The organism is Pseudomonas sp. TE3895, assembly GCF_056278855.1.
This window is the reverse complement of the sequence record NZ_JBWBQE010000001.1, coordinates 2044221-2060709: the sequence shown is the minus strand read 5'-3', so window position 1 is coordinate 2060709 and position 16489 is coordinate 2044221. Positions and strand designations below refer to the sequence as shown.

Annotated in this window: 14 protein-coding genes; 5 read left to right on the top strand and 9 right to left on the bottom strand. The window is 63.5% G+C overall.

The genetic code is table 11. The features are described 5' to 3' along the window. Nucleotides 1-3: 3 nt before the first annotated feature. The 9 genes from ACZ889_RS09300 to ACZ889_RS09260 form a co-directional block, all read right to left on the bottom strand. A complete protein-coding gene (locus ACZ889_RS09300) occupies nt 4-849 on the bottom strand; it encodes a carbohydrate ABC transporter permease (RefSeq protein WP_003255048.1) in 846 nt (281 codons plus the stop codon). Then, nucleotides 842-1750: a carbohydrate ABC transporter permease gene (locus ACZ889_RS09295; protein WP_003255050.1), complete on the bottom strand. Its 909-nt coding sequence runs from the start codon at nt 1748-1750 to the stop codon at nt 842-844. Before ACZ889_RS09295 ends, ACZ889_RS09300 begins: the two co-directional genes overlap by 8 nt. A 133-nt stretch (nt 1751-1883) precedes the next feature. After that, the gene (locus ACZ889_RS09290; protein ID WP_476257323.1) at nt 1884-3170 is read right to left on the bottom strand and encodes an ABC transporter substrate-binding protein; all 1287 of its coding nucleotides are present in this window, start codon (nt 3168-3170) and stop codon (nt 1884-1886) included. Nucleotides 3171-3277: 107 nt separating this feature from the next. Beyond that, nucleotides 3278-4531 carry a D-mannose isomerase gene (locus tag ACZ889_RS09285; RefSeq protein ID WP_180688773.1) on the bottom strand — a complete coding sequence of 418 codons (1254 nt, stop codon included), beginning with the start codon at nt 4529-4531 and terminating at the stop codon, nt 3278-3280. Nucleotides 4532-4746: 215 nt separating this feature from the next. Further along, a complete protein-coding gene (locus ACZ889_RS09280) occupies nt 4747-6201 on the bottom strand; it encodes an ATP-binding protein (protein ID WP_010952195.1) in 1455 nt (484 codons plus the stop codon). Continuing rightward, a complete protein-coding gene (gene gltR / locus ACZ889_RS09275; RefSeq protein ID WP_108191521.1) occupies nt 6182-6907 on the bottom strand; it encodes a two-component system response regulator GltR in 726 nt (241 codons plus the stop codon). The genes ACZ889_RS09280 and gltR overlap by 20 nt, the downstream gene beginning before the upstream one ends. A gap of 78 nt (nt 6908-6985) precedes the next feature. Further along, nucleotides 6986-7945, bottom strand: coding sequence for a glucokinase (locus ACZ889_RS09270; RefSeq protein ID WP_004575645.1), 960 nt, complete (start codon nt 7943-7945; stop codon nt 6986-6988). Beyond that, the gene (gene edd / locus ACZ889_RS09265) at nt 7942-9768 is read right to left on the bottom strand and encodes a phosphogluconate dehydratase (RefSeq protein ID WP_003255057.1); all 1827 of its coding nucleotides are present in this window, start codon (nt 9766-9768) and stop codon (nt 7942-7944) included. Before edd ends, ACZ889_RS09270 begins: the two co-directional genes overlap by 4 nt. 77 nt (nt 9769-9845) lie before the next feature. Beyond that, nucleotides 9846-10034, bottom strand: a complete 189-nt coding sequence (locus ACZ889_RS09260) for a hypothetical protein (RefSeq protein ID WP_135007147.1) — start codon at nt 10032-10034, stop codon at nt 9846-9848. Here ACZ889_RS09260 and gap point away from each other — a divergent pair. The 5 genes from gap (at nt 10033) to ACZ889_RS09235 (ending at nt 16440) form a co-directional block, all read left to right on the top strand. Further along, nucleotides 10033-11034: a type I glyceraldehyde-3-phosphate dehydrogenase gene (gap, locus tag ACZ889_RS09255; RefSeq protein ID WP_014589858.1), complete on the top strand. Its 1002-nt coding sequence runs from the start codon at nt 10033-10035 to the stop codon at nt 11032-11034. The two genes, ACZ889_RS09260 and gap, sit on opposite strands and share 2 nt — an antisense overlap. Before the next feature lie 392 nt (nt 11035-11426). Next, nucleotides 11427-11939 carry an RNA polymerase sigma factor gene (locus ACZ889_RS09250; protein WP_180688774.1) on the top strand — a complete coding sequence of 171 codons (513 nt, stop codon included), beginning with the start codon at nt 11427-11429 and terminating at the stop codon, nt 11937-11939. An 88-nt stretch (nt 11940-12027) separates the two neighbouring features. Further along, entirely contained in the window at nt 12028-12990 is a 963-nt protein-coding gene (locus ACZ889_RS09245; RefSeq protein ID WP_180688775.1) for a FecR family protein, read from the top strand. 126 nt (nt 12991-13116) lie between these two features. Next, nucleotides 13117-15705 carry a TonB-dependent receptor gene (locus ACZ889_RS09240; RefSeq protein WP_180688776.1) on the top strand — a complete coding sequence of 863 codons (2589 nt, stop codon included), beginning with the start codon at nt 13117-13119 and terminating at the stop codon, nt 15703-15705. A gap of 141 nt (nt 15706-15846) precedes the next feature. Beyond that, nucleotides 15847-16440: a biliverdin-producing heme oxygenase gene (locus ACZ889_RS09235; protein ID WP_180688777.1), complete on the top strand. Its 594-nt coding sequence runs from the start codon at nt 15847-15849 to the stop codon at nt 16438-16440. Nucleotides 16441-16489 lie beyond the last annotated feature (49 nt).

Here is a 16489-nt window from a genome sequence, read left to right as displayed (position 1 = left end):
GGCTTACCCCTTGACCGCGCCGGCCGTCAGCCCGCGCACGAAATATTTGCCTGCCACCACGTAGACCAGCAGGGTTGGCAGGCCAGCGATCATCGCTGCCGCCATGTCGACGTTGTATTCCTTGGCCCCGGTGCTGGTATTGACCAGATTGTTCAGGGCGACGGTAATCGGTTGCGAATCGCCGCTGGAGAACACCACGCCGAACAGGAAATCGTTCCAGATCTGGGTGAACTGCCAGATCAGGCAGACCATGATGATCGGCGTGGACATCGGCAGGATGATGCGGCGGAAGATGGTGAAGAACCCGGCACCGTCCAACCGTGCGGCCTTGACCAGCGCGTCGGGGATGCTCACGTAGAAGTTGCGGAAGAACAGCGTGGTGAAGGCCAGGCCGTAGACCACATGCACCAGCACCAGGCCACCAGTGGTACTGGCCAGACCAAGCTTGCCGAGGGTGAACGAGGCCGGCAGCAGCACGGTCTGGAACGGCAGGAAACAGCCGAACAGCAGCAGGCCGAAGAACAGTTGCGAACCTCGGAAGCGCCACATCGACAGCACATAGCCGTTCAGTGCACCAATAGCGGTGGAGATCAGCACCGCGGGCACGGTGATCATGATCGAGTTCCAGAAGTAACCGCTGACCGCTCCCCAGGCCTTGACCCAGCCTATGCCGGTAATCACTGCAGGCCAGCTCAGCAAGTTGCCGGTGCTGATGTCTTCAGGGGTCTTGAAGCTGGTCAGCAGCATCACCACCAGCGGCACCAGATACAGCAGCACGGCGATCAGCAACACGGCATGGATGGCCATACGGCTGAGGCTGAGCACTGGCTTGTCGACAGGACTATGCATGGCGTTTGCTCCGCAGCTCCGAGTACAGGTAAGGCACGAGGATCGCCAGGATCGCCCCGAGCATGAGGATGGCGCTGGCCGAGCCCATGCCCATCTGGCCGCGGCTGAAGGTGAACGAGTACATGAACATGGCCGGCAAGTCGGAGGAGTAACCCGGGCCGCCGGCCGTCATTGCCGCCACCAGGTCGAAGCTCTTGATGGCAATGTGCGAGAGGATCATCAGTGCACTGAAGAACACCGGGCGCAGGCTGGGCAGCACCACGGTCCAATAGATGCGCGGCAGGCTGGCGCCATCCATCTGCGCAGCGCGGATGATCGACGGGTCGACGCCACGCAAGCCGGCAAGGAACATGGCCATGATGAAGCCCGAAGCCTGCCACACGGCCGCGATCACCAGGCAATACACCACCCGGTCAGGGTCGATCAGCCAGTCCAGGCGAAAGCCCTCCCAGCCCCAGTCACGCAACAACTTGTCCAGGCCCATGCCTGGGTTGAGCAGCCACTTCCAGGCGGTACCGGTGACGATCATCGACAACGCCATGGGGTACAGGTAAATGGTGCGAATGAAGCCCTCGCGACGGATGCGCTGGTCCAGCAGCACCGCCAGCAACACACCGATGGCCAAGCTGATGGCGATGAACAAGCCGCCGAACAGAAGCAGGTTCTTGCTCGCCACCCACCAGCGGTCGTTGTCGAACAGACGGGCGTATTGCGCAAGGCCCGCCCACTTGTAGGTGGGCAGAAAGGTCGAGGTGGTGAAGGACAGCACGAAGGTCCAGAGGATGTAGCCGTAGAAGCCCACCAGGACGATGAACATGCTGGGTGCCAGCACCAGCTTGGGCAGCCAGCGCTGAAGCGCGTCCAGGGGTGAGGCCCGCAGTTGGGCGGTGGTCGTAGTCATGTCTTGGATCCCGAGGTAGTGGCGGTGCTACGCACCGCTTCGCGGGCAAGCCCGCTCCCACAGGTCCGGCGTCATGACCAGGAACAGTGGTGAGCAGGGCCCATCTGGGAGCGGGCGTGCCCGCGAACAGCCGTTACTGGGCAGCCTTGATAGCCGCCGCCAGCTTCTTCGCCGCATCGGCCGGGTCGGCCTTGGGGTCGTTGATGTAGTTGGTCACCACATCGAAGAACGCGCCCTGCACGGCCAGCGTGGTGGCCATGTTGTGCGCCATGCTCGGTTGCAGGCCGCCCGTTTTGGCGTCGGCCAGGAAGTCCTTGGCGGAGGTTTGAGCACAGGCATCGAAACCATACTTGCCCATGTCGGCGAGCATGTCGTTGCGTACCGGGATCGAACCCTTGTTGATGCTGAAGACCTTCTGGAAATCCTCACCCAGCACCTTGCGGGCAATGTCCTGCTGGCCAGCAGAGGTGCCAGCGTTGTTCTGCTTGAACACCACCAGCGAATCGATGTTGTACAGGAACGCCTTGTCGGTGCCGGGGAATGGCACGCACTGGTAATCCTTGCCGGCAGTTTTCCCGGCCAGGGTCCATTCGCTCTTGGCCCAGTCGCCCATGATCTGCATGCCGGCCTTGCCGTTGATGACCTTGGCGGCTTCCAGGTTCCAGTCCTGGCCTTTGCCGTCCGGGTCCATGTAGGTGGCGACTTTCTTCAGCTCGGTCAGCGCCTTGACCATCTGCGGCCCGGTCAGCGTTGCGCTGTCGAGGTCGACCAAGGCCTTCTTGTAGCCATCGACGCCCATCACCGACAGCACCACGTTTTCGAACACGGTGCTGTCCTGCCAGGGTTGGCCACCATGGGCGAGCGGGATGAAACCGGCAGCCTTGAGCTTGTCGGCGGCGGCGTAGAATTCGTCGAGGGTGGTGGGCGCCTTGTCGATGCCGGCTTTTTTGAACACCTCGGGGTTGATCCACAGCCAGTTGATGCGGTGGATATTCACCGGTACGGCGACATAATCACCGTCGTATTTCACGGTGTCGGCGACTTTCTTGTCCAGCAGGGAGTTCCACTTTTCTTCCTTGGCCACGCCCTTGAGCACATCGGCATCCAGCAGGCCGGTGGCCGCCCAGTCCTGGATGTCCGGGCCTTTGATCTGCGCGACGCCCGGCGGGTTGCCGGCCACCGCGCGGCTTTTGAGCACGGTCATGGCCGTGGCACCACCGCCGCCGGCGACGGCGCCGTCCTTCCAGATGAAGCCGTCTTTTTCGACCTGGGCCTTGAGCACATCGACCGCCGCTTTTTCACCACCGGAGGTCCACCAGTGCACCACTTCGACGCTGCCTTTGGCGTCAGCAGCCTGGGCACCCAAGGGGATTAACGAGGCAAAGGAAATTGCGGCAGCGAGACGGAGCGTGGAATTCATCGGAGCACCTTTCTTGTTGTTATGCCGTGCAAGTCGATCGCTTGCGTAGCATGAAGTCTAAACAGCGTGCCCGCCTCGTCAGGTAACGAAGCGATGCGTGAATGTCATCATCTGGTTACATAGCTGGAGCTGGCCAGGTTGCTGGCCAGGCTGGGTGCCAGCGGCAAGCCTGGCAGCAGCAGCGCCTGGTAGGCGTGGTAGAGGTCGGGCTTGCCCGGCCAGATGGTCCCCGCTGGCCGGTTGCGGGCATCGAGTTCGTGGTGCCAGCTGCCAGCGACAGGGTCGATGAAATGGTTGGCGATAAAGCCCCAGCAGTTGCGGTACCACTGCTCGTACTGGGCTTCGCCGGTGCGCTGCAACAAGGCTGCTGCGGCGGCGCAAGCTTCGGCGTGCACCCAGTGCAGGCGTGCATGCACCACCGGGCGATTGGCCCAGTCCAGGGTGTAGACGAAACCTGCAGCGCCATCGACGTTCCAGGCATGCTGGCAGGCGGCGTCGAACAATCTGCAGGCACTGTCTGGAAGCCACTGCGGGGCGAGCAACCCGGCCCGTTGCAGGCTGGCTTCCAGGTGCAACAGTAGCCGTGCCCATTCCATGGCATGCCCGGGCGTAGTGCCATAGGGCCGGAAGTGGTCAGCGGGGTGCTCGCGGTTGTAATCCGGCAGCGGCTGCCAATGGGCGTCGAAATGTTCGATGACCCGATAACCGTTGGCGGCGGCATGGGTATGGATAATGCGCTCAGCAATGCGCAAGGCGCGTTGCAGCCAAAGGCTGTTGCCGGTGGCATCGGCCAGGGCCAGGAATGCCTCGGTCGCGTGCATGTTGCTGTTGGCGCCACGGTACGGCTCAGGCAGTTGCCATGCGCGAGAGAAGGTCTCTCGAAGGGCACCCTTGGCTTCGCTCCAGAAGTGCGTTTCGAGCACCTCGGTTGCATCGGCCAGCAACAGCTGGGCATCGGCTGCACCGGCCACCACTGCAGAGCTGGCGGCAAGGGCGACGAAGGCATGCAGGTAGGCAGCCTTGCCGCTGTCTTCCTGGCCGCCGGGGTGGGCGAACCAGCCACCGTAGCTGGCGTCCTGCATGGCCCCACGCAGGGCGGCCACACCGTGTTCGGCATAGGCCAGGCTGCCGGGAATGCCCTGCAGATGGGCCAGGGCGAAGCAGTGGGTCATTCGCGCAGTATTCATGGTTTCGGCGCAGGCGCCGGGCGTGAGCTGGCCTTTGGCATCTAGGTTGCCGAAGCCGTCGGGCAGTTTCGCGGCTTTGGCGAATGCCAGCAGGCGCTGCGCTTCGGCCAGGCGCCAGGCGGCGTGGGCCGGGGCATTGAGCCAGCTGTGAGCGGACAGGTTGAGGGAAATCATGGGCCAGCTTGATCCTTGCCAGTCGTTTGCGAATTCTAGCCAGCGGGGTCATGGCGGATGTCACGAAGGACGACGGGATTGTCACCGGGCAGTGACATTTTGGGTGCCTGTGCGGGCCTCTTCGCGGGTGAACCCGCTCCTACGACGCAAACCTGACTCGGTCGTTGCAGGAGCGGGTTCACCCGCGAAGAGGCCCGCACAGGCACCCCAAAAACTCAATCCATACCCCGCGGCAGATACAGGGTCACCCGCAGCCCGCCCTCACGCAGGTTCAGCAAGCTCACCTCGCCCCCATGGCTATGGGCGATGTTGCGCGCAATGCCCAACCCCAGCCCATAGCCCTGCTGCTGCCCGGCCAGACGGAAATGCGGCTCGAACACCTGTTCCAGCTGCTGTTGCGGCACCCCGGGCCCCTGGTCATCCACCTGCAGCACAAAGCCCTCTGCCCCGTCGATGATGCGCAGCCGCGCCCGTTCGCCGTACTTGATGGCGTTGTCGATCAGGTTGCCGATGCAGCGACGCAACGCCAGCGGCTTGCCCGGGTAAGGCGCCAGCGCCTGGCCCTCGACGGTGATGCGACCATCGCCCAGGTAAGGCTCGGCCAGAATCTCCAGCACCTGGTTAAGGTCAACCGGCTCGATGTTTTCGTGGATGTCGGTGTCCTTTACGCACTGCAAGGCGCCTTTGACCAGCAACTCCAGCTCGTCCAGGTCCTGGCTGAACTTGGCCTGCAGGCGCTCGTCCTCCAGCAGTTCGACGCGCAGGCGCAGGCGCGTGATCGGCGTGCGCAGGTCGTGGGAAATGGCGCTGAACAGCTGGCTGCGTTCGGTCAGGTAACGGCTGATACGCTCGCGCATGCTGTTGAATGCCCGACTCACCTCGACCACTTCGCTGCCGCCAGCTTCAGCCACTGGCGCCACATCGGCACCCAGCGACATCTCTCGGGCGGCCCGCGCCAGGCGCTTCAGTGGCCAGCTTTGCCAATGCACCAGCAAGCCGATGAACAGCAACAGCAAGGCCGTGGTCAGCACGATGAAGCCGATCTGCTGGCGCGGCAGGCGTTCGGCTTCCAGCCCCGTGTACGGTTCGGGCAACAGTGAGGCGATGTACAACCATTCGCCCTCGCCCAAGCGGATCTGCGTGACCAGTACCGGGGGTTTCAGCGGTTCCAGGGTCAGCGAATAATGGGCCCATGAGCGCGGCAGTTCGTCGAGTTTGAGGCCGCTGTTGAAGATGCGCAGGTCGTCAGGCCCGACAAACTCCACGGAAATTTCCATCTGCGAACCCAGGCGCTCGTGCAGCACCTGCTGGAACACATCGATCACCGCCTGCTTGCGAGGGGTAACGGGCAGTGCCTGCATGTCCAGCGGCGTGGCGTTGAGCGATACGAAGAAACGCGTGCCGCCCATGCTGCGCAATTGGTCGAGCACCAGCGGCCGGTAGGCCACCGGCAGCGAGCGGAAGTAACTGACGCTGGCACTCATGGAATGGGCCAGGCTGCTGGCGCTGGCACGCAGCCCCTGAAGCTGGCTGGCCCGCAGCTGGGACACCCAGATAATGCTGGACAACCCCTGGGCCAGCAGGACAACCAGCAAGGTCAACAGCAGCATGCGCCCCAGCAAGGAGCGCGGCAGCAGGCGCCAGCGCCGCTCAGGGCGCACAGCAGACATGCGCCGCCAACAAGTAGCCACTGCCACGCACGGTGCGGATCAGCCGGGGAGGTTTGTCGGTATCGCGCAGGCGCTGGCGCAGACGGCTGACCGCCATGTCGACGATGCGGTCCAGCGGCATCGGTTCGCGGCCACGGGTGGCGTTGCCGATGGTGTCACGGTCGAGGATTTGCTGCGGGTGATCGAGGAACAGTTTGAGCAGGGCAAAGTCGGCGCCGGAGAGGATCACCTCCTCTCCATCACGGTGGAACAGGCGGTGACTGACCGTGTCCAGGCGCCAGTCGTCGAAGGCCAGCACCGCACTGCCCGGCGCCGCCTGGCCGAACTCGGTGCGGCGCAACAAAGCCTTGATTCGCGCTTGCAGTTCGCGGGGGCTGAACGGCTTGCCCAGATAGTCGTCAGCGCCCAGCTCCAGGCCGATGACCCGGTCGGCCTCGTCGGAGCTGGCGGTGAGCATGATGATAGGTACGCGCGCCTGGCGTGGGTGCTGGCGTACCCAGCGGCACAAGCTGAAGCCGTCTTCGTCGGGCAACATGACGTCAAGAATGACCAGGTCGCAGGGCGTGGTTTCCAGCGCGTGGCGAAAGCCCTTGCCGTCAGCCTCGGCATGCACCTGGAAGCCGGAGCGGCTCAGGTAGGTTTGCAGCAGTTCACGGATTTCCTGGTCGTCGTCGACCATCAGGATCGATTTGCCGGCAGTGCTCAAGGTGGTCCTTCCTCTTGTTGATTACAGGTCTTTTTGCCTGCTGTCGGGTATTGCCATCGGAGCTGCAAAGCGGCCCCCTCAGTGATCCAACGCCTGCTGCAACGCTACCCCTGCCCCCTCCAACCCGGAAAACTCCGCCGTCACCAGCCACACCGGCACCCCGGTGAAATAGCCACTCATACACCCCTTGTCGGCAAAACTCGCGGCAAACCCGCTACGCAAGAACAGCTCGGCAAAACGCGGAATCACGCCGCCCACAATATAGACCCCGCCTCGCGCGCCCAGCGTCAGCACATTGTTACCCGCCACTCGCCCAAGGAAACGACAGAACTGCTCGACCACCGCCAGCGCCCGTGGCTCACCGCCCAGTGCGGCGTCGGTGATATGCGCCGGGGTCTTGTGCCTGGGCGTGTCGCCGTCCAGCGCACAGATCGCCTGGTACAGCCGCACCAGGCCACCCCCACTGAGCACGGCCTCGGCGCTGACATGGCCGATCTGACTGTGGATCTGCTGGTGGATTGCCGCTTCGCGAGCATTGCCTACCGGCAAGTCAACATGCCCGCCTTCACCCGGCAGGGCCTTCCAGTGCTGTTCGCCCAGACGCAGCAACGAGCCCACACCCAGGCCAGTACCTGGCCCGATCACCAGTGCCGGCCTCGAGGGGTCGGCCTGGCCGGGGCACACCTCGCGGAACTCGCCTTCGCGCAGACGCGTCATGCCCAGCGCCATCGCGGTGAAATCATTGATCAGCAACAGTCGCTCGACCTGCAAGGTCTTGCAAAATGCCGTGCGGCTCAGGCGCCAGTGGTTGTTGGTGAAGCGGAATTCATCGCCATCGACCGGGCCGGCCACCGCCAGGCACACCGCCGCCAGGCCACCGCGGGCGATACCTTGGCTTTCCAGGTAGGCCTCGATGGCCTGCTCGGGGTTGGTGTAGTCCGCGGTGGCGAAAACATTTACTTCATGCAGCTGGTTGTCACGCCACAACGCAAAACGGGCATTGGTGCCGCCAATATCACCAACCAGCAGGTGCTTCATTTGAGGTGCTCCAGGGCCGAGGTAAAGGCACTGGCGCCCTGCTCTGCCGGGCTGAACGCCATGCGCATGAAGCCGAACAGCTCGCGCCCACACCCCAGGTCGTTGCCCTGGGGGGCTGGCGGCAGCTCACGGCTGGCCAGTTCTTCGGCCGACACCATGATCCGCAACGTGCCTTCGACTCCGTCGACCCGCACGATATCACCATCGCGCACCCGCGCCAGCGGGCCGCCGTCGTAAGCCTCCGGGCAAACGTGAATGGCCGCGGGGATCTTGCCCGAGGCACCGGACATACGCCCGTCGGTAACCAGCGCAACCTTGTAGCCACGGTCCTGCAATACACCGAGGAACGGGGTGAGCTTGTGCAGTTCCGGCATGCCATTGCAACGCGGGCCCTGGAAGCGCACCACCGCGACAAAGTCACGCTCCAGCTCACCGGCCTTGAACGCGTCGGCCAGCGACTGCTGGTCCTGGAACACCCGCGCCGGGGCCTCGACCACCTGGTGCTCGGGGGCAACGGCAGACACTTTCATCACGCCACGGCCCAGGTTGCCCTCCATCACCCGCAGGCCGCCTTCGGCCGAGAATGGTCGCGACACCGGTCGCAGGATGCTTTCGTCCAGGCTGTGTTGCGGCCCTTCGCGCCACACCAGCTTGCCATTGTCGAGGAAGGGTTCCTGGGTGTAGCGGCGCAGGCCATGGCCGGCCACGGTGTTGACATCTTCGTGCAGCAGGCCGGCATCGAGCAGTTCACGAATCAGGAAAGCCATGCCGCCGGCAGCCTGGAAGTGGTTGATGTCGGCCTTGCCGTTGGGGTACACGTGCGACAGGGTCGGCACCACTTCGGAGAGGTCGGCCATGTCCTGCCAGGTCAGCTGGATACCGGCAGCCTGGGCAATCGCCGGGATGTGCAGGGTGTGGTTGGTCGAGCCGCCAGTAGCGTGCAGCGCGACGATGGAATTGACCAGCGCCTTCTCGTCGACGATTTCGCCCAGCGGCATGAAGCTGCCGCTGGCCTTGGTCATGCGCGTCACCTGCTGCGCAGCCTCGGCGGTGAGTGCGTCACGCAGCGGCGTGTACGGGTTGACGAACGAGGCGCCCGGCAGGTGCAGCCCCATCACTTCCATCACCAACTGGTTGGTGTTGGCGGTGCCGTAGAAGGTGCAGGTGCCGGGGCTGTGGTAGGAATTCATCTCGGACTCCAACAGCTCTTCGCGGCTGGCCTTGCCTTCGGCATAGCGCTGGCGCACATCGGCCTTCTGCTTGTTGGAGATGCCGGAAACCATAGGCCCACCCGGGACGAAGATGGTCGGCAGGTGGCCAAAGCGCAGCGCGCCCATCATCAGCCCGGGGACGATCTTGTCGCAGATGCCCAGCATGAGTGCTGCGTCGAACATGTTGTGCGACAGCGCTACCGCTGTGGACATCGCGATCACTTCACGGCTGGCGATCGCCAGCTCCATGCCCGGCTCGCCCTGGGTCACCCCGTCGCACATGGCCGGCACGCCACCGGCGAACTGGCCGACCGAGCCGACCTCGCGCAGGGCCTGCTTGATCTGCTCGGGGAAGTGCAAGTAAGGCTGGTGGGCAGACAACATGTCGTTGTAGGCCGAGACGATGGCCACGTTAGCCGCGTTCATCAGGCGCAGAGTCTGCTTGTCTTCGCTGCCGCAACCGGCCACGCCGTGGGCGAAGTTGGCGCACTGCAGGCTGGCACGCATGGGGCCTTCACTGGCCGCACCGCGAATCAGTTGCAGGTAGCGTTCGCGGGTGGCGCGGCTGCGTTCGACCAGCCGCTGGGTGACCTCAAGGATGCGCGGATGCATGTACTGGACTCCAGGCTAATTGTAAGGGCGGTTTACCGGGCATTTCCCCTCCAAACGATTGCGGCCTAGGCTCATGGTTAGGAGCCCGCTGCATCGGTGGAGGCACGTTGCCCAACCACTCGTTGTATATTTAAACAAAATACTGCCACTAAAAAGGCTTGTTTTCTATCAGCCAGTGAATAATCTTGTAATTCCAACAACAAAACCGTTTCAGTGAAGCTCCTTTGTGCCATAGGTTTCACTCGAACTGCCAGAGGTACTGCCATGACCCTTCGCATCGCCATCAATGGATTCGGCCGAATCGGGCGCAATGTCCTGCGCGCACTGTATACCCAAGGCTACCGCCAGGACCTGCAGGTCGTCGCCATCAACGACCTGGGCGACAGCACCATGAACGCCCACCTGCTCAAGTACGACAGTGTCCACGGCACCTTCGACGCGACCGTCGAGGCCGACCACGAAAGCCTGACGGTCAACGGGGACCGTATCGCGGTCAGTGCCATTCGCAATCCGGCCGAACTGCCCTGGAAGGCCGAGGCGATCGACGTGGTGTTCGAGTGCACCGGGCTGTTCACCGACCGCGCCAAAGCCGCTGCGCACCTGGCCGCCGGGGCGGGCAAGGTGATTGTCTCGGCACCGGCCAAGGGTGCCGATGCCACCGTGGTATACGGGGTCAACCACGACATCCTGCGTGCCTCGCACCAGGTCATTTCCAATGCCTCCTGCACCACCAACTGCCTGGCGCCGATCGCCCAGGTGCTGCACCGGGAGTTCGGCATCGAGCAAGGCCTGATGACCACCATCCACGCCTACACCAACGACCAGGTGCTGACTGACGTTTACCACAGCGACCCGTACCGTGCGCGTTCAGCCACCCAGTCGATGATCCCGAGCAAGACCGGTGCCGCCGAGGCCGTGGGCCTGGTGCTGCCGGAGCTGGCCGGCAAGCTGACCGGCATGGCGGTGCGGGTGCCCGTCATCAACGTGTCGTTGGTGGACCTCACCGTCAACCTCAAGCGCGAGGCCACGGCCGAGCAGGTCAACCAGCTGTTCCTCGAGGCCAGCAAGCATTCCAAGGTATTGGGCTACAACGCCCTGCCATTGGTTTCCTGCGATTTCAACCACAACCCGCTGTCGTCGATCTTCGATGCCAACCATACCCGGGCCAACGGGCGGATGCTCAAGGTGCTGGCCTGGTATGACAACGAGTGGGGGTTCAGCAACCGGATGCTGGACAACTGCCTGGCGCTGCACCGGGCTGGCTGACGCGACCCGTGTGGGGGCAACTGTCTTGCTCAATTTCTAAAAGCTGGCGCGATCCCTGTGGGAGCGGCCTTGCGTCGCGAAAGGGCCGTGCAGCGGCCCCAGGATCTCCGCATCATGCCTAGATTGCTGGGGCCGCTTTGCGGCCCTATCGCGACACAAGGCCGCTCCCACAGGGGTTGCTCAGGCCTCGTGGCAAACGTGGTCGTCGACCAAGGTATAACGCACCGTGACCGATGAATGGTTGGGGCAGGCTCAAGGTTGCAGGCCGCTCCCACAAAAAAGCACACGGCATCCCGCGACTACAATCTTTACCTTTTCCTGATACTTCCACACTTGACCTGCGGCACAGATGATAAGCATTATCATTAGCCTTTCGTCGGCCAGGTCCCCCCGTGAGTCAGTCCCGGTTCAATTCCGTCTTCCTCGTTCAGCGCCTCACCCTGCTGCGTACCCTGCAGCGCATGGTCGGTAACCCCAGCACGGCCGAAGACCTGCTGCAGGAAACCTACCTGCGGGTGTCCCGCGCGCTGGGCGAGCGGCCCATCGAGCACATCGAGCCGTTCGTGTTTCAGACCGCGCGCAACCTGGCGCTGGACCACCTGCGTGCACGCCGGGTGCAGGCACGCATGCTGGTCGACGACGTGCCCGACGAAGTGCTGCACAGTGTCGCCGCGCCCGCCACCAGCAGCGAGGATGCCGCCCACGCCGAGCAGTTGCTCAAGCAACTCAGCGTCAGCCTCAATCAACTGAGCGAACGCCAACAACGCATTTTCATCCTCAGCCGCCTGCATGGCGCCACCTATCTGGAAATCGCCGAACAACTGAGTGTTTCGCCCAGCACGGTACAAAAGGAACTGAAACTGATCATGGCAATCTGCATGGGTGTTGCCGAACGACTCAAGTAAGCTGACCCCAGGCGAACGGCAACGCAAAGCCCTTGCCACACCCCGCCTTAGCCTTGATCATTCGCAAAAAACCATTCAAGGATTCACCGTGACCGACAGCCCTGCCCCTCGCCCGTCACCTGCCAGGCCTGATGCCCGTGCTCGTGCCATGGACGAGGCGCTGGACTGGCTGGTGCGCCTGCAATGCGCAGATGCCGCAGACACCCAGGCCTTTGAAGCCTGGCTGAGCGCCGCGCCCGAAAACGCCGAGGCCTATGTCGAAGCCGAGGCGGTGTGGAATGGTACGCCGTTGCACAAGGTGGCCACGCACATGCACCAGCAGCAACGCCGCTCATGGCGCGGGCGCCTGCGCAGTCACTGGAAACCCCTGGCCACCGCAGCGCTGTTGCTGGTCGGGCTGTTCACCGTCGGTAACCTGCCCATGCGCCTGCAGGCCGACCACCTTACGGTGGTCGGCGAGCGCCAGCGCCTGCAACTGGAAGACGGCGCAAAAGTGCTGCTCAACACCAATTCGGCATTCGCCAGCGAACGCCAGGACGGCCGCCAGGTCGCCCGCCTGCTACAGGGCGAGGCTTACTTCCAGGTCCCCGAGGGCGCGCAGCTGCCGCTGGAGGTGGAAGCCGGGCCGTTGCGCGCACAGGTGCGCGACACCGACTTTGCCGTGCGCTACCTTGACGGCGAGGCCCAGGTACGGGTGCAACGCGGCGATGTCGACCTGCAGGGGGAGCGTGACCAGCGCATCCGCCTGAGTGCCGGCGACAGCATCAGCGTCGGCCCCCAGGGCTTTGGCCAGCGCCAGCGCCCCGACATGCACAAGGACCTGGCCTGGATCGACGGCCGCCTGGTGTTCGAGAACTGCCCGTTGAGCCAGGTGCTGGCCGAAGTGCAGCGCTACTACCCGGGCTGGATCATCAACCGCAATGCGCAGTTGGAGCACGTTGCCGTCACCGGTAACTACCGCCTCGACCAGCCACTGGAAACCCTGCGCGCACTGGCCCACATCACCTCGGCACAACTGCATGAGTACCCGGCGCTGGTCATCCTGAACTGACCCCTGAATTATTTTTACGCGATCGCACTCGCCCGCCCGTCTCGTTATAGCCAATGCAACTGATTCTTGTTTGAGAACGAGAACAGCCATCACCTATAACAGCCCGCGCGTCTGGGAGCGCTTCCGATGTCCACTGGTCCTACCCGCTCGTCCAACCTTCCCCGCCGTACAGGACAACTGTCCCTGTTGACCCTTGCCCTGCTCGCCAGCGGCGCCTGCAGCCTGCCGGCGCTGGCCGCCGAGCCGGCCCAGGCCAGCAGCCCGCGCATGGGCGACTACCGCTTCAGCATCGGCCAGCAGCCGCTGGTGTCGGCGATCAACGCCTTCAGCCAGGTCACCGGCTGGCAGGTCGGCTTCAGCGCCGAGCTGGCCGACGGCGTGGCTTCGCCAGGCGTACAAGGTTCGCTGCCGCCAGATGCTGCCCTCAAGCGCCTGTTGCGGGGTACCGGGCTGAGTTTTCGCAAGATCAGCAACGGCAATGTGGTACTGGAGCGCCAAACCGCAAGCAACGTGATCGCCCTGCAGCAGGTGACCGTCAGCGCCACCCGCAGCGCACAGGACGTCAGCCAGGTGCCGAGCACTGTCAGCGTGCAGACCCGTGAGCAACTGGACCGGCAGAACGTGAACAATATCCAGGATCTGGTGCGCTACGAGCCGGGTGTGTCGGTATCCGGAACCGGCCAACGCAGCGGGCTGAACGGCTACAACATCCGTGGTATCGACGGCGAGCGGATCCTCACCCAAGTCGACGGCGTGTCGATCCCCGACAGCTTCTTCTACGGCCCTTACGCCCAGACCCAGCGCAACTACGTCGACCCGGAAATCGTCAAACGTGTGGAAATCCTCCGCGGCCCAGCCTCGGTGTTGTATGGCAGCAACGCCATCGGCGGTGCGGTGAGCTACTTCACCCTCGACCCGGACGACATCATCAAGCCCGGTAAAGACGTGGGTGCACGCCTGAAAACCGGTTACAGCTCGGCCGACGAAAGTTGGCTGACCTCCGCCACCGTCGCCGGCCGCCAGGGTGACTTCGACGGCCTGCTGCACCTGAGCCAGCGCAACGGCCACGAGACAGAAACCCACGGCAGCCACAGTGGCGACGGCCTGTCGCGCACCGAAGCCAACCCGATGGACGTGCGCACCACCAACGTGCTGGCCAAGCTGGGCTGGAACTACGCCGACGACGCGCGCCTGGGGTTCACCTACGAGCGCTACAAGGATGACCGCGACCAGAACATCCTCAGCGCGGTGGGTGGGCCGTTCATCCCCGGCTTTGGTGGCATGGGCTACTACAAGGCGCGTAATGGCAACGACACCATCACCCGCGAGCGCTTCGGCATTAACCATGAATTCGGCCTGGACTCGCTGGTCGCCGACCACGTCAAGTGGAGCCTGAACTACCAGATTGCCAAGACCGACCAGCACACAGAGGAAGTTTACGTGCCGCCTGGCCGCCAGGTGCTGCGCACCCGCGATACCACCTACAAGGACCGCCAGTGGGTGTTCGACGCCCAGTTGGACAAGGCCTTCAGCATCGGCGCCACCGACCACCTGCTGACCTACGGCACCACGCTCAAGCACGAAAAGGTCACCGGTTCGCGCAGCGGTACCGGTACCTGCTTGACCGTAGGATCCGGTTGTTCCGCCGCCGGCGCCGAACGCCCGGCAGACGGCCAGGTTCTGGTCAGCGACTTCCCGGACCCGACCGTGAATACCTACAGCCTGTTCGCGCAGGATGAAATCCGCTGGAACAACTGGACCTTCATGCCCGGCGCGCGCTACGACTACACCCGTATGGAGCCCAAATTCACCGAGGAATTCCTGCGTGGTCTGGAGTCCAGCGGTACGGCGCCTACCTCCCAGGACGATTCGGACAAGAAGTGGCACCGCGTCTCGCCCAAGTTCGGCCTGACCTACGCCTTCAACGACAATTACACCTGGTACGGCCAATATGCAGAGGGCTTCCGCACGCCGACCGCCAAAGCCATGTATGGCCGCTTCCAGAACCTGGATCAAGGCTACCGCGTGGAGGGCAACCCGAACCTTGAGCCTGAAAAGAGCAAAAGCTACGAAACCGGCCTGCGTGGCAACTTCGACGCCGGCAACTTCGACGTGGCAGTGTTCTACAACAAGTACCGTGATTTCATCGACGAAGATGCCGTGCAAAGCGCCAACCTGGAACAGACCTTCCAGGCCAACAACATCAAGCACGCCACGATCAAGGGTGCCGAATTCAAGGGCCGCCTGAACCTCGACCACTTCGGCGCACCGCAGGGCCTCTATACCCAAACCTCGATTGCCTACACCTATGGTCGTAACGATGACACCGGTCAACCGTTGAACAGTGTCAACCCGCTCAAGGGCGTATTCGGCCTGGGCTACGAGCAACAGAACTACGGTGGCTTGCTGAGCTGGACGCTGGTCAAGCGCAAGACCCGTGTCGACGACAGCACCTTTTATTCGCCTGACGGTTCTACCTCGAAGTTCCGCACCCCGGGCTACGGTGTGCTGGACCTGACCGGCTACTACAAGGTCACCGACGACGTCACCATCAATGCCGGGCTGTACAACCTTACCGACAAGAAATACTGGCAGTGGGATTCGGTGCGCAGCTACGACGGCCAGGGTGAGGCGGCTGTGACCCAGCCGGCCAACATCGACCGCCTGACCATGCCGGGGCGCAACTTCGGTATCAATGTGGTTTGGGATATCTGAGGCGTTACGTCTGTACCGGCCTCTTTGCGGGTAAACCCGCGAAGAGGCCGGGTACTGGCAACACAAATACCGGCTTTTTTTACTGTCCCGCTCCCGCTGTTTCGTCTTGTATCTAGACGCCCTCTTTCCAAGGACTGCCCCATGACCGAACGCCCATCCCTGCGCTCCCAGCGCCTGAACCAGATCACCCACGCCCCGCACGCCGAACTGGATGCCCTGGTCAAATCCCACGCGCCTTTCGACAGCCGCGAAAGCTTCGCCCGCTTCGTCGTCGCGCAGTACCTGTTCCAGTCCGAGCTGCAGGCCCTGTACAACGACCCTCAGCTGATCGCCATCGTCCCTGATCTGGCTGAGCGCTGCCGTGCCGAGCAGGCCCGCCTGGACCTCGCCGACCTCGACACCGAAGTACCGGCCGCCGTACCGGGTGCCGTGGGCAAGCCGAGCCTGGGCGAGGCAATGGGCTGGATCTTCGTCTCCGAAGGCTCCAAACTGGGCGCTGCGTTTCTGATCAAGCGTGCCGTGGCCCTGGAACTGTCCGACAGCTTCGGTGCCCGTCACCTGGGGGAGCCCGCCGGTGGCCGTGCCGAAGGCTGGAAGCAGTTCACCCGCATCCTCGATGGCCTGGCGCTCTCGCCGGAAGAGGAAGCGGCTGCCGAGCGCGGTGCAGTGGCCGCTTTCGAGCGCTTCACCGAGCTGCTCAAGCACGCCTACGCTGCGGATGCCGCGCTGGTCTGATACGCCGTAGCCGGCCACCCCTCCGGTGGCCGAACCGTTTTATGCAGTG

Coding starts and splice junctions, on each gene's coding strand:
- ACZ889_RS09300 (WP_003255048.1), bottom strand. CDS start 849: ATGCATAGTCCTGTCGACAAGCCAGTGCTCAGCCTCAGCCGTATGGCC.
- ACZ889_RS09295 (WP_003255050.1), bottom strand. CDS start 1,750: ATGACTACGACCACCGCCCAACTGCGGGCCTCACCCCTGGACGCGCTT.
- ACZ889_RS09290 (WP_476257323.1), bottom strand. CDS start 3,170: ATGAATTCCACGCTCCGTCTCGCTGCCGCAATTTCCTTTGCCTCGTTA.
- ACZ889_RS09285 (WP_180688773.1), bottom strand. CDS start 4,531: ATGATTTCCCTCAACCTGTCCGCTCACAGCTGGCTCAATGCCCCGGCC.
- ACZ889_RS09280 (WP_010952195.1), bottom strand. CDS start 6,201: ATGTCTGCTGTGCGCCCTGAGCGGCGCTGGCGCCTGCTGCCGCGCTCC.
- ACZ889_RS09270 (WP_004575645.1), bottom strand. CDS start 7,945: ATGAAGCACCTGCTGGTTGGTGATATTGGCGGCACCAATGCCCGTTTT.
- edd (WP_003255057.1), bottom strand. CDS start 9,768: ATGCATCCGCGCATCCTTGAGGTCACCCAGCGGCTGGTCGAACGCAGC.
- gap (WP_014589858.1), top strand. CDS start 10,033: ATGACCCTTCGCATCGCCATCAATGGATTCGGCCGAATCGGGCGCAAT.
- ACZ889_RS09260 (WP_135007147.1), bottom strand. CDS start 10,034: ATGGCAGTACCTCTGGCAGTTCGAGTGAAACCTATGGCACAAAGGAGC.
- ACZ889_RS09240 (WP_180688776.1), top strand. CDS start 13,117: ATGTCCACTGGTCCTACCCGCTCGTCCAACCTTCCCCGCCGTACAGGA.
- ACZ889_RS09235 (WP_180688777.1), top strand. CDS start 15,847: ATGACCGAACGCCCATCCCTGCGCTCCCAGCGCCTGAACCAGATCACC.